Source organism: Bacillus sp. FSL W8-1202, assembly GCF_038006165.1.
Classification (GTDB): Bacteria; Bacillota; Bacilli; order Bacillales; family Bacillaceae; genus Bacillus; species Bacillus subtilis.
The window spans coordinates 93,904-108,048 of the sequence record NZ_JBBOUR010000001.1; the positions used below are offsets into that span (position 1 = coordinate 93,904).

The window sequence follows — 14,145 nt, forward strand, 5'->3', positions numbered from 1 at the left end:
TCACAGATACAGGAGGAGACAGATATGATCATAGGGGTTCCTAAAGAGATAAAAAACAATGAAAACCGTGTCGCATTAACACCCGGGGGCGTTTCTCAGCTCATTTCAAACGGCCACCGGGTGCTGGTTGAAACAGGCGCGGGCCTTGGAAGCGGATTTGAAAATGAAGCCTATGAGTCAGCAGGAGCGGAAATCATTGCTGATCCGAAACAGGTCTGGGACGCCGAAATGGTCATGAAGGTAAAAGAACCGCTGCCGGAAGAATATGTTTATTTCCGCAAAGGGCTTGTGCTGTTTACGTACCTTCATTTAGCAGCTGAGCCTGAGCTTGCACAGGCCTTGAAGGATAAAGGAGTAACTGCCATCGCATATGAAACGGTCAGTGAAGGCCGGACATTGCCTCTTCTCACGCCAATGTCAGAGGTTGCGGGCAGAATGGCAGCGCAAATCGGCGCTCAATTCTTAGAAAAGCCTAAAGGCGGAAAAGGCATTCTGCTTGCCGGGGTGCCGGGCGTTTCTCGCGGAAAAGTAACGATTATCGGAGGAGGCGTTGTCGGGACAAACGCGGCGAAAATGGCTGTCGGCCTCGGTGCAGATGTGACGATCATTGACTTAAACGCAGACCGCTTGCGCCAGCTTGATGACATCTTCGGCCATCAGATTAAAACGTTAATTTCTAATCCGGTCAATATTGCTGATGCTGTGGCGGAAGCGGATCTCCTCATTTGCGCGGTATTAATTCCGGGTGCTAAAGCTCCGACTCTTGTCACTGAGGAAATGGTAAAACAAATGAAACCTGGTTCAGTCATTGTTGATGTAGCGATCGATCAAGGCGGTATCGTCGAAACTGTCGACCATATCACAACACATGATCAGCCAACATATGAAAAACACGGGGTTGTGCATTATGCTGTAGCGAACATGCCGGGCGCAGTCCCTCGTACGTCAACAATCGCCCTGACTAACGTTACTGTTCCATACGCGCTGCAAATCGCGAACAAAGGGGCAGTAAAAGCGCTCGCAGACAATGCGGCACTGAGAGCGGGTTTAAACACCGCAAACGGACACGTGACCTATGAAGCTGTAGCAAGAGATCTAGGCTATGAGTATGTTCCTGCCGGGAAAGCTTTACAGGATGAATCATCTGTGGCGGGTGCTTAATTCACAATGAGCTTGCAGAAAGATTTCTGCAGGCTTTTTTATTTTTTAAAAGGAAAAAAGAGACCATTTCACGAATTATGACTATGAAGTTGATCATAAAGGAGGATTCATATGGCTGTTCAGCAATATGGCGTGTTAAAAGGCATAGTCTTAGACATGAAGCGGGAAATAGATGATGACAGTCCTCATTTCCAAGTCAAAATGCTCGGTGAAGAGAATACGTATTACAGGTGCGCCATCAATGTGATGTCCAGTTCTGAGGAATCTGAAGTATTGTATTTGGCTGACGATCAGTTTGATTCGGGCTCAATTACCATCCTTCCGAACATGCCGTATGGATATACAAGGATCAATGAAGCAAACCGTGAAGTGGCACTGGATTATGTGCGGGGCAATTTGTTTGACCCGCGGGAAATGAAGCCTTTGCCTCATGAAATCACAGGACCTGATAATGATTTAAATGATTTTATTGAAACCTATATGAAGAAAGCACAAGATGAGAAAGCGCCGGTTTATATATTCGGTTCAAAATTCGGACCTGAACAGGCTGCAGATAAAATATTCGGCTTTACCCCGACCAACGGAATGCACAATATCCATATGAATCAAGGGAATGCAATGGATACCCGCTGGAAAAAAGACAACGGCTCTTGGCATGACGGGGGTATTCTGATTCAGTTTGCAGATCAGTGGGCCGCTGTGTTTTTAGCGTTTTTATCCCAATCTTGGTGTACAGATGAAAACGGAAACCCGGTCAGAGATTGTGATCATACCCAAACGCCTGCGTAAGATAGAAAAAGAGACTGCAGCGAGCAGTCTCTTTTTGATACGATTACACATTTTCAACAGTCTTTAGGCTGTTTGGCCTCATATCGCTCCAATGCGATTGGATATAGTCCAAACAAGCTTCACGCCCTTTTTCCTCATGAACGACTGTCCAGCCGCTCGGCACATCTATAAAACCGGGCCATAGGGAATATTGGCCTTCTTCATTGATCAGCACCAAATACGTGCCATCCGCATTTTCAAAAGGATTTGCCATTCTATTTCTCCTCCCTTATTTATTCAACTCTTCCAGTTTGACAGCGAGAACCTTGCCGATTTGAGCCAGAGGTTCCGGCTGACATAAATCTTTATGACGGCAGTCGATGTCGATTTGTTCAATCTGTCCGTTAATATAAGGCTTCCACGAATCAGGTTCAATCGGATCAAACCATTCAGGAATGATTGTTGATCTGAAAAACAAAACATTTCCACGGAAGGTTTTCGGCTTATAGGAGCCTAAAATGCCGACAGAATTGACATACGTATTCTTCAAATTTAAAATGACCGTTTCATCCAAGCTCGCAAGCGCACTGCCGTCACTGCGAAGAATCTCAATCGCTGCTTCAAAATCTAGCGGTTTGTCCCCTAAGCTGTCCGGATCGTACCCGCCTAACGCCAGAAGGGCAATAAGCGCTTCCTCATCATCCGGCGCCTCTTTTATAGGAAGGAAGTGGTTTGGATAGGCATCCAGCATCACCAACAGGGAAACTTCTTCTCCTTGATTTTGCAGCTGGGTGGCCATCGCTTGAACGACATTCCCGCCCAGAGACCAGCCTAGCAGATGGTACGGGCCTTTCGGCTGAACCGTTCGGATTTGTTTAATGTAATCGGCAGCCATGTCATCAAGTGTTTTCGGAAGCTCCTCGCGCAGCCCGATTCCCCGTGCCTGCAAGCCGTAGATCGGATAATCCGTTCCTATATTCGTCATCAAACCGGCATAGCACCAGCTGAGTCCCCCTGCTGGATGAACACAGAATAAAGGAGGCTTGTCTCCGCTTGTTCGGAGCGGCAGCAGAACGTTAAGAGCGCTTTGGCTTGATCCCATTTCAAGTCTTTCAGCGAGCCCGGCTACAGTAGGTGCTTCGAACAAGTTGCCGATGCTGAGTTCAACGCCGAGCGCTTCACGAATGCGGCTCATGAGCTGTACAGCAAGCAAGGAATGTCCGCCTAAATCAAAGAAACGGTCATCAATGCCGACACGCGGCAAGTGAAGCACCTCCATAAAGAGGTCACAGAGAATTTCTTCCTGCGGCGTTCTCGGTCCTCGTCCTGTCACTGCCGCTGCGAAATCCGGAGCGGGCAGCGCTTTACGATCAAGCTTTCCATTCGGTGTCAGCGGCAATTCTTTCATCGTCATAAAGGCAGCAGGCACCATGTAATCCGGCAGTCTCTCCGCAGCATATTTGCGCAGTTCCGCCGTATCAAATGTTTCTTCCGAAGGGATGACATAAGCTGCCAACCGTTTATCTCCCGGCTGATCCTCACGAACGATCACTGCCGCATCTTCAAGCTGCGGATGCTGAACAAGTGCGGCTTTAATTTCTCCCAATTCAATTCGGAATCCCCGAATTTTCACTTGATGGTCTGCACGGCCGACATAGTCGAGGGAACCGTCAGCGCGGAGGCGGGCCACATCCCCAGTGCGGTACATCCGGGTGCCTGGAGGACCGAACGGATCAGCTATGAAGCGTTCAGATGTTAAACCAGGCCGGCCTAGATAACCTCGTGCTAACCCCGCTCCTGATACATACAGCTCTCCGGCAACACCCGGCGGGACCGGCTGCAGGCGTTCATCCAGCACGTATACACCAAGATCGGGAATGCCGCAGCCGATCAAGCTGTTTGCCCGTAAAGCTGCCATGCTTCGGTCTAATTCGATATAGCTCACATGCACCGTCGTTTCTGTAATCCCATACATATTGATAAGCTGCGGTCTATTTTCAGGGTGGCGGTTGTACCAATCCTCTAAACGGCTGAGTTCAAGCGCTTCTCCGCCAAAAATGACATAGCGCAGACTGAGTGCCTGTCCGAGATCCGGCTGTTCCCGTTCCGCCTGCATAAACTGATAGAAAGCAGACGGTGTCTGGTTCAGAACAGTCACACCCTCTTTGACAAGCAGGCGCAGAAACGCTTCTGGCGATCTGCTGACGTGGTGAGGCACGATCACAAGACGTCCGCCATGCAGCAGAGGACCCCAGATCTCCCACACCGAAAAATCAAACGCATAGGAATGGAACATGGTCCAGATATCGTCTGAGCTGAAACGGAACCAGTGCTCGGTCGCTGCAAATAAACGTGTTACATTTTGGTGAGGAATCATCACACCTTTTGGAACACCTGTTGAGCCGGATGTATAAATGACATACGCCGTATTCAAAGGCGAAAGCGGCTGAGTCCTATCCTTATTTTTTGGATTCTCTGCAGGGTACGTGTTTAGTTTCTCTGCCAGCTCGGGATCATCCAGCACGATTTTCGGCACGTTTTCAACTGGCGGAATGTGATTTGCAGCTTTAGTGTTCGTCATGATAAACGCAGGCTGTGCATCTTTTAGCATAAAAGCAATTCGATCAGCCGGATAATCCGGATCAAGAGGGAGATAAGCTGCCCCGGCCTTTAGCACCGCCAATAGGCCGACAGCCATTTCCAACGATCGGGGCAGTGCCAATGCCACAAATTGCTCCGGCCCGACACCTTCACTAATCATCATTCGGGCAAGCCGGTTTGCTCTTTCATTCAGCTCTGCATAGCTCAGTTCCTGATTTTCATATACAACGGCAATAGCTTCAGGACGTAAAGCAGCCTGCTTCTCAAATTGCTCTGGCAAACATGCGTGCGGAATCTTTTCAGATACACTTTGCCAATCAGTCACCATGCTGCTGTGTTCCTCTGGCGCAAGAATATCCAGATTTCCGATTTGCTCGTCAGGATCAGACTCGGCAGCCTCCAACAGGCGCATCAATCGGTCAGCAAGAGCCTGAGCAGTTTCCCGCTTGAAAAGATCAGTGCTGTATTCAAGCAGTCCTTCCATTCCGTTTGGTGTCCCGTCAGCAAGGCGATCTTCACTGATTTCCAGCGTCAAATCAAACTTGGCAGAACCGACACTGTTGATTCGCAGGCTGCTCTCCATATCAGGAAGATGCAGTTCAGCGTCCGGTGTGTTTTGGAACGCAAGCATGATTTGGAATAAAGGATGCGTCGCACGCGAACGAGCCGGATTGAGCACCTCTACAAGTCTCTCAAACGGCAGATCCTGATTGTCATAGGCGGCCAGATTCACTTCCCGTACTCTGTCTAGAAGCTCACGAAAGCTTGGGTCACCGGACGTATCAGTTCTGAGCACCAATGTATTAATGAACAGCCCTACAAGATCGCCCAGCGCATCATCATTCCGTCCCGCGATCGGACTGCCGATCGGAATGTCGGTGCCCGCCCCGAGCCTTGTCAATAAAGCGGCGAGACCGGATTGAAGCACCATAAACAGGCTCACCCTATTTGCGCGAGCCAGCTCCTGCAATCGCTCGTGAAACTCGGGCTCAATACGAAAATGAATCGTATCTCCATCATGACTCGGCTCAGCCGGACGTGAATAATCGGTTGGCAGTTCAAGCTGATCAGGCAGGTTTTTCAAGGTTTCTTTCCAGAAAGCAAGCTGTCCGGCAATCAAGCTATTTGGATCATCCTCGTTTCCAAGCAGTTCTTGCTGCCAAAGCGCATAGTCTGCATACTGCACAGCAAGAGGCGCCCATTCGGGAGATCGTCCGTGGCAGCGAGCCGCATAAGCTGTCCCAAGGTCTCTGGTCAGCGGTGTTAAGGACCAGCCGTCCCCGACAATATGATGGACGAGAAGAAGCAGCACGTACTCGTCAGGACCGATCACAAAAAGCTCGGCACGAAAAGCAGGTTCAGCTGCAAGATCAAAGCTGTAGCGTACAGCTTCGGCAAGCCGATCAGAAAGCTCCTTCTCAGCAATTTCAGTAACATGTAACTCGGGACAGGCTCGATCGGCATCTAAAATATGCTGATAGGATGTCCCCTGTGATTCAGGGAAGATCGTCCGAAGACTTTCATGACGGCGGACGAGGTCATAAAGTGCCGCTTTCAGCAATCCTTGATCCAACTCACCTGACAAACGGACAGCAACCGGAATATTATAAGTAGGACTCGGTCCTTCCAGACAATGCAGGAACCATAGCCGGCGCTGGGCAAATGAGAGCGGGATCTTTTCAGGCCGCTCAGCTCTCTGCAAAGCGGGACGTGCACTCTGCGCCAAATCAAGATGGGCAGCGAGTCCGGCTACTGTCGGTTCGTCAAAGAGCTTGGCGATACCAAGTTCGGCTCCCATTACCTCGCGAATGCGGCTCATCAGACGGGCTGCAAGAAGAGAATGGCCCCCAAGCTCGAAGAAACTGTCATCGATACCGACGCGTGCCAAACCGAGAACCTCTGCAAACAAGTCACACAATATCTCTTCCTGAGGAGTCCGCGGGGCCCGATCACTGACAGATGTGCTGAAGTCTGGTGCCGGCAGTGCTTTCCGGTCAAGCTTGCCATTAGGTGTTAACGGCAGCTCGTCCATCTCCACAAACGCCACCGGTACCATATAATCAGGAAGACTAGCCCCCATATAACGACGAAGCTCTGCAGTATCAATAGCACCATCAGCGACTACATAAGCCGCCAATCGTTTGTCTCCCGGCTGATCTTCCCGTACGACAACCGAGGCCTGTTCAATGTGCGGATGATTGGCAAGCACGGCATCAATTTCTCCAAGTTCAATTCGGAATCCGCGAATTTTGATTTGATGATCCGCCCGCCCGATATAATCCAAAGACCCATCGGCACGCCAGCGGGCCTGGTCTCCGGTCCGATACATCCTAGTTCCCGGCGGTCCGTATGGATCTGCAACGAAGCGCTCCGCCGTTAAATCAGGGCGATGGAAATAACCTCTGGCCAAGCCGGTTCCTGCAATATAAAGCTCTCCGACAACGCCCGGCGGCACCGACTGCAATCCATTATCAAGCACATACACCTGCGTGTTCCAAATCGGTTTCCCAATCGGAGGAACGCCCTTCAGCCCTTCTTCAAGAAAAGCTGCGGCAGACCAAATCGTTGTTTCAGTGGGACCGTATAAGTTCGTGACTGAACAATGAAGGTCTTGAAGCGCCTGCAAAAGACCGCTCGGCAGCGCCTCGCCTCCTACAAGCACTCTAAGCCCCCGAAGTTTCTCAGGTTCACTCGTTACCAAAGCGTGCCACAGTGTCGGTGTCGCCTGCATGATGTTAATATCGAAATTTTCAATCATTTGAGCTAATGCATGCGGCTCACGGATCGTTTCTTTCCTTGCGATCACAATTTGCGCTCCGCTAATCAGCGGAAGATATAACTCCAATGCTGAAATATCAAAAGCGACAGTCGTCACAGCCAACAGCCTGTCTTCTTCGCCTAGAGAAAATGCCTCCTGCATGGACAGCAGAAAATTGCTTAAGCTTTTCTGTGTCACAACGACACCCTTCGGTCTTCCTGTTGATCCTGAGGTATAGATGATATACGCAGGATGGTCAAGAGAAACCGATACATCCGGATTTTCCGGCGAATAGCGTTTTATAATCTCCTGTGTAACAGCCTGATCAAGCACAAGCTCCGGTACAGCCAGGTTATCAGGCAGACTGGCTGCTATTTCCTCAGTCGTTATGATGCATGAAGGTTTCGCATCCTCCAGCATGTAAGAAATGCGGTCGGCTGGAAACTCCGGATCAAGTGGGAGATACGCCGCACCAGTCTTGAGCACACCAAGCATTGAGGCCACCATCTCAGGGGAACGCGGCAGCGCCAAAGCGACAAATTGCTCCGGACCAATCCCTTTTTCGATCAACAGACGCGCGAGACGGTTTGCCTCTTCATTGAGCTTTCGATAGTTGACTTGAATGTCATCACACATGAGAGCGATACGTTCTGGCGTAAGAACTGCCTGCTTTTCGAACATGTCCTGAAGGCTGACCAGCTTCTCTGATTTTGCCGTCTCATTCCATTTAGAAATGACTTTTTCTTTCTCCTCTGGCAACAGAAGCTCCATTTGCCCAATCAGCATGTCCTCTCCGGCAGAAGCCGTTTGCAGCAGCTGCAAAATACGCCGCTGATGAAGCTTAATATCAGACTCACTGTATACCTCAGGATTCGCATCAACATCAATTCGCAGCCCGCTGCCGTCTGTTCTGTCATATACATTGATTGATAGATCATCAACAGGACCGGCTGAAAGATTATGCGTTGTGCCCCGGACGCCGGCAAAGTCGAGACCGTAATCAAACGGCATAAGATTGATTTGAGGGCCAAATAATCTATGATTTTCTCCTATCAATTTCAGATCGCGCCGAAGCTCTTCATGGCGATACTTATGATGTCGCCGAATACTGCGGATTTCCCGGGAAATTTGCTGAATCAGTTCAGAAAAGCTCATCGAAGAGCTTACCGTCAGCCGGAGCGGGAGAAGGTTCATCACCATAGCCGGTACATTCAGTGACGCGGACCCTATCCGACCCATCATGGGCAGGCCGAGCACAACATCCTCAGAGCCGGTCATACGGTGCACATAAACAGCTGACACCGCAATCATGACTTCATGCCAGCTTCCTGAGAAATAGCGCGCCGCTTCTTTTAACGCGTTTACATCAGACGGAGGCAGATATGCCGTATGACGAAGAAAACTGTTAGAGGTTCTTGGCGCCCGATCAGCCAAGCTCACAACTTCAGGTGCATCTGCAAAACGGTCCAGCCAGAATTGACGATCCTTCTCATACTGCTCTGATCCGCGATAATCTGTATCCTCCTCCAAAATGGCCTGGAGAGACCCAAAGGAACGGCTTTTAGCTGTTTGTCCTTTTATAAGCGCAGTATATGTACTTGCCACGCGCTGGGCTATCAGGGAAAAACCGAAGCCGTCGATCGCTATATGGTGAATGCGCTGATACCAAAAGAAACGATCAGGCCCGGCAATAAACAGAGCTTCATTGAACAAAGGGTCATACCCTAAATCAACCGGCTTTGCTAAATCAGCTTTCATCCAGTTTAATGCTGTTTTTTCCGGATCAGGCTCAGAGCTGACGTCAATGACGTGCAGCTGTACATCCGGAGACGGGTTTATCATCTGCCAAGGCCCGTCCATATTTTCACCGAAGCGGACATGCAGCGATTCCGCTTCCTTGATCACGTGCCGCAAAGCTTCTTCAAAAAGAGCAATATTGATTGGTCCATTGATTTCTATATATTCCGCTGTATTGTAGATTGGATTGTCCGGATCAAGCTGCTGAGCAAACCATATGCCAGTTTGCGCCCCGGTCAAAGAATATTGAAGATCTTTTGTATCAGGCATCCGTTTGTTTACCCTCCTTTTATAAATAATCCGCGTTTGGCAGCACTTGCTGGCTGCGGGTTGTGAGCAATTTCTGCCATTCTTCGATCGTTGGGCGTTCAGCCAATTCCACGAAAGTCACCTCTGCCCCTTCACGGCGCCATTGTTCCACCAATGTCATGATCCTTACCGAATCAAGACCACGATCGAGCAAATCCTCTTGATCTGTGATGTCTTCCGATGTTTCTTGTAGAAGCTCAGCAATTTGTTTACGGATATTCTCACATGTAAACACGTTCTTTTTGCCAGGGTTTGCTGACGTTTTTTGAACGTCTGCCGGCGCATTCTGCAGCTGATCAAGAAGACTGTCAGTCATCACGGTAAACGCACAGCGTCCAGCCGCATAGTCCAGCGCCATTTGATGTTTTTCTAATGAAAAATCAGCAACTGCATCTCCCACAAAAAAGGCTTTAATATCTTCCATAAATGCTTCGCATGCTGTAACAAGACAGCCGATATGGGCGTAAATTCCTGTAATGATCAGCTGATCGCGTCCCTCTTTGCGCATCATTTCAAGCAGATTCGTTCTCTTAAACGCGCTGTATCTCCATTTTGTCAGCACAAGATCATCATCCTCCGGTGCCAGCTCGGTTATAATTTTCTCCTCATAAGGACCGCTGTTTAATCCCGGGCCCCAAAAGTCTGTCAGCAGCGCACGGTCATCCGGATTTTGGCTTCCCGGCTGTGCGGTATAGACAACAGGAATCCCAAGCTGAACACATTGATTCTTCAGCTTTCGTATATTCGCTGAAAGCTCTATTACCGGAGATGCTTCCGCTGTGAAAGCATCGACAAAATAGTTTTGCATATCGTGTATTAATAGGACCGCCCGATTTGGATCAGGCACCCATGAGACTTTGTTTTGCGGCATATCAGATGCTGTCGGCATTTGATACGGCTGAATGGCAGGTATAGCCATATGAACACTTCCTCTCAAATTGTTGATTTATTTTTTTGACCCTGCAAGAAGTTTCTCGGAAATAGCTTCACGAAGAGCCTTTTTGCTTACCTTTCCTACCCCTGTCTGCGGAAAGGATTCGACAAATTCAACTCGATCAGGGATTTTATATGCCGCCAGTCCGCGCTCTCTCAAAAATGCTTTAAGCTCTGCGGCTTTTGGGGCTTCATCCCTGGGAATAATGAACACACAAGATCTTTCGCCAAGAAATTGATCAGGCATGGAGACCATTGCCGCATCATGGACAGCCGGATGCGCCAGCAGATGATTTTCTACCTCTTCAGCCGCAACCTTTTCTCCTCCACGGTTAATTTGATCCTTCGCCCGGCCTTCAACGACAATATAGCCGTCTCGTGTCAGCCTGACGATATCACCCGTACGGTAAAAACCGTCCTCAGTAAATGAAGCGGCGTTATGCTCTTCTGCCTTATAGTAACCTCGAATTGTATACGGTCCCCGCGTCAGCAGATGGCCTGTTTCACCAGGTTTTACGTCGCGATCCTGATCATCCCAAACACGCACTTCATCATATGGAGACATCGGTTTTCCTTGGGTGTTGACAATGATCTCCTCAGGATCATCCAATCTCGTATAATTGACGAGACCCTCTGCCATTCCGAACACCTGCTGCAGCGTGCAGCCGAAAACAGCTTTTACCCTGCGCGCGGCTTCAGCACTAAACTTGGCACCGCCGACCTGCAGCACTTGAAGGCTGGATAAATCATCACGGCGTGAGGATGCCGCATCCATCCATACCATCGCAAGAGGCGGAACAAGAGCGGTTATCGTGACCTTTTCCCGTTCAATTAAAGGAAATGCGTCATCTGGACTTGGAGAAGGAGATAATACCACTCTTCCTCCAGCGTATAATACGCCGAGAACGCCGGGTGAGCTCAGCGGATAATTGTGTGCCATCGGCAGCGCGGCCAAGTACACCGTGCTGTGGTCGAGCCAGCAGACCTCCACACTCCGCTTCAGGCTGTATATGTAGTCATCGTGGGTCCTCGGAATCAGTTTCGATAGCCCGGTGCTCCCGCCAGAAAGCTGGAGGAACGCCACATCCGAAGATTTGACTTCAGGCAGTTTTACAGGTTCTGTATGCAAATCCTCGAGCGGCAAAAATTCCTCTGCCTCACCTGCGACAATGATGTTTTTCAAAGTCGGCAGCTTGCTTTGAACCTGTCTGGCAAGCGTACGATAGTCAAAACCGGAATAAGCGTCGGGAATGATATATGCAGCCGCTTCAGCAAACTCGCAAAAATATGTAATTTCACTGCTTCGATGAGAAGGCAGTGCGAAGACTGGAAGCGCCCCCAGACGGAAAAGCGCGAAAATGACTTCAAAAAACTCTTTGATATTTGGCAGCTGCACCACGACACGATCCATCTGTTGAATGCCGAGCTTCTGAAATCCGGCAGCCAAACGATCAACCCTTGTGTCAAGCTCTTGATAGCTCCAATGGGTGTTTCCGCATGTAATCGCAATGCGGTCGCCATATTTGGCTGCCCGGTCCCTTAACAAATCTCCAAACGTCTCACCGGCCCAGCAGCCGTTCTTTCGATAGGTCTCAGCTAACTCATCAGGCCAAGGCGTAAATCCTTTCAGCATGTTGCATCCCTCCCTGTTCATATGTGATCCACGCCCATTGCCCGCAGCATTGTCCGAAACTTTGCAGACGTCTCCTGAAGCTCGTCCTCAGGCTTTGAACCGGCCACAACACCAGCTCCAGCATACAGGCGGAGTGAGCGTTCTTCTGCCTCTGCACAACGGATGGTCACGATCCATTCTCCGTCACCGGCATCGTCACACCATCCGACCATACCGGTAAAGAAACCGCGGTCAAATGGTTCAATGCTGAGAATCGCTTCTCTTGCAAGATCAGTCGGTGTTCCGCAGACGGCTGGCGTCGGGTGGAGAGCCGCCGCCAATTCAAGTGCGGTTACAGACGGGTCGGAAAGCTCTCCCTTAATCACGCTGGACAGGTGCCACATCGTTTCCGTTTTGATCAGTGAAGGCTTCTCCGGAACCTCCAGCGTCCGGCAGAAAGGTCTCAGCGCTGCCGCAACCGCGTCAGCGACAACCGCGTGCTCATGAAGATCCTTTGCGGAAGAAAGCAATTCAGCTGCCCGGCGCTGGTCTTCAACAGGATCATTACTGCGCGGCCTTGAGCCGGCTAATGGGTTGGAAACGACCTGTGTTCCCATCCTTGAAACGAGAAGCTCCGGACTTGCTCCGAGCAATGTTCGGCGGGGAGACGTTTCCTCCTTACTGGACACGTCTGTGGCAAACGTGTAGCCATGCGTGTTATGCTGAGCCAGATGGCGAAGCAATTCATCCGTCTGAATCGGTTCAGGCGATGTCAAATGCAGCGATCTGGACAGGACGATTTTGCTGAGTGTTCCATCGGCAATGCGCGCCAGCCCTTGTTCAACACCATTTTTATAATCCTCAGGTTCAGGAACAGGCTTTATATGGTATGTATGCCCAGCCTGCTGTTCCTTTTCCTCATGATCAAATTGAAGCGGTCCTGACCAGCGCACTTCTTCAGGTACAACGAGCCGCGCTGGTTTTACTTGATCAAAAGGAACGGCCCCGACAACAAGCGGCCGGCTTTGCCCTGATTGTTTTGCCTGACGCAGCGTCTCTGCAATTCGGCCAGAAAGGGTTTCCATTTGGTTTTGCCCGTCTGCCTCCGGTACGATTTCACATATGCCTTTCGCTAACAGTACACGATGAGGAGACGCTAAGAAAAAGGCGCCCGGCTGATATTCATGAAGCAAATGCTCCGCTTTTGTTTCTGTTATAACGTTTTGATCCAACATTCTCATGAACCTCCTTTAAATTCAGTTACACGCCTAAGGTCGCGCCGCCATCTACGCATAAATTATGCATCGTAATATGCCCTGCCTGGCCAGAAACCAAAAAGAGCACCGCATCCGCAATATCCGAAGGCTTGGCTAGTTTTTTGAGCGGGATCCCTGTTTTAAATGTCTCAAGTGATCCTTTGATGACTTGCTCCGCTCCATTCTCGTCGGCCCATAATGACCACTGCATGTCTGTTTCCGTTGATCCGGGAGATACAATGTTGCAGCGAATATTGTATTCTGCAAGCTCAAGGCCAAGGCATTTCGTAAACATCACAGCCGCAGCCTTTGAAGACGCATATGCCGCCATAGATGTTCTTGGTACACCGGCAGCATTCGATCCGACTGTTACAATCGAACCCGATCTTCGGTCCATCATATATTTGCTGACTGAACGCGAGACGTTAAATACGCCAGTCGAATTCACTGAGAACGTCGCCTCCCATTCCTCATCGCTAAGCGAATGGATCAGTCCCGGGCGAAGGACACCCGCTACATTCACTAAAATATCAATCGGCCCAATTTCACGTTCGATGCGCGCCGTGATCTCATCAATCGCCGCGCTGTCTCTCACATCCGCAGGAAAAGCTTCTGCATGGCGGCCTTCTGCTTTGAGGCTGCTCACAACCTTTTCCAGCTTTTCAGGATTATAATCAACTGCCGCAATATGTGCACCTTGACTGGCAAGCGTCCGCGCAACAGCTTCGCCTATTCCTTGGGCAGCCCCTGTTATAAAAGCAATTTTTCCCTCTATACCCTTTGCATTCATATCATCAATTCCTTTCTTCGCTCTAAATGCCGAACAGACATCCAGCGAAAAAGACTGCTGCGCCTTAAAAACGCAATCTATTGATAATGATTATCATTATCAATTATAAAAATAATCATATCCAAATGTCATGTGACAGTCAAATATAATTTCAGTGACA

General features: G+C 49.7%; 8 protein-coding genes. 2 read left to right on the forward strand and 6 right to left on the reverse strand.

Annotation, left to right across the window (positions count from 1 at the left end):
- Window positions 1-24: 24 nt before the first annotated feature.
- Window positions 25-1,161, forward strand: a complete 1,137-nt coding sequence (gene ald, locus NSQ09_RS00505) for an alanine dehydrogenase (RefSeq protein ID WP_341030319.1) — start codon at window positions 25-27, stop codon at window positions 1,159-1,161.
- A 111-nt stretch (window positions 1,162-1,272) separates the two neighbouring features.
- On the forward strand, window positions 1,273-1,950 hold the full coding sequence (locus NSQ09_RS00510) for a YukJ family protein (RefSeq protein ID WP_341030322.1): 678 nt from the start codon (window positions 1,273-1,275) through the stop codon (window positions 1,948-1,950).
- A gap of 43 nt (window positions 1,951-1,993) precedes the next feature.
- Here NSQ09_RS00510 and NSQ09_RS00515 read toward each other — a convergent pair whose 3' ends face one another.
- The 6 genes from NSQ09_RS00515 to NSQ09_RS00540 are packed head-to-tail and all read right to left on the reverse strand — an operon-like array spanning window position 1,994 to window position 13,985.
- On the reverse strand, window positions 1,994-2,203 hold the full coding sequence (locus NSQ09_RS00515; protein ID WP_015384531.1) for an MbtH family protein: 210 nt from the start codon (window positions 2,201-2,203) through the stop codon (window positions 1,994-1,996).
- A gap of 15 nt (window positions 2,204-2,218) precedes the next feature.
- Window positions 2,219-9,355 (reverse strand): non-ribosomal peptide synthetase DhbF, encoded by a 7,137-nt coding sequence (gene dhbF, locus NSQ09_RS00520; protein ID WP_341030325.1) that lies wholly within the window; start codon window positions 9,353-9,355, stop codon window positions 2,219-2,221.
- Between the two features lie 19 nt (window positions 9,356-9,374).
- Window positions 9,375-10,313 carry an isochorismatase gene (locus NSQ09_RS00525; RefSeq protein ID WP_124059018.1) on the reverse strand — a complete coding sequence of 313 codons (939 nt, stop codon included), beginning with the start codon at window positions 10,311-10,313 and terminating at the stop codon, window positions 9,375-9,377.
- 27 nt (window positions 10,314-10,340) lie between these two features.
- Window positions 10,341-11,960, reverse strand: a complete 1,620-nt coding sequence (locus NSQ09_RS00530) for a (2,3-dihydroxybenzoyl)adenylate synthase (protein WP_341030328.1) — start codon at window positions 11,958-11,960, stop codon at window positions 10,341-10,343.
- A gap of 17 nt (window positions 11,961-11,977) precedes the next feature.
- The gene (gene dhbC, locus NSQ09_RS00535; protein ID WP_017695545.1) at window positions 11,978-13,174 is read right to left on the reverse strand and encodes an isochorismate synthase DhbC; all 1,197 of its coding nucleotides are present in this window, start codon (window positions 13,172-13,174) and stop codon (window positions 11,978-11,980) included.
- Window positions 13,175-13,199: 25 nt separating this feature from the next.
- Window positions 13,200-13,985, reverse strand: coding sequence for a 2,3-dihydro-2,3-dihydroxybenzoate dehydrogenase (locus tag NSQ09_RS00540; protein WP_069837731.1), 786 nt, complete (start codon window positions 13,983-13,985; stop codon window positions 13,200-13,202).
- Window positions 13,986-14,145 lie beyond the last annotated feature (160 nt).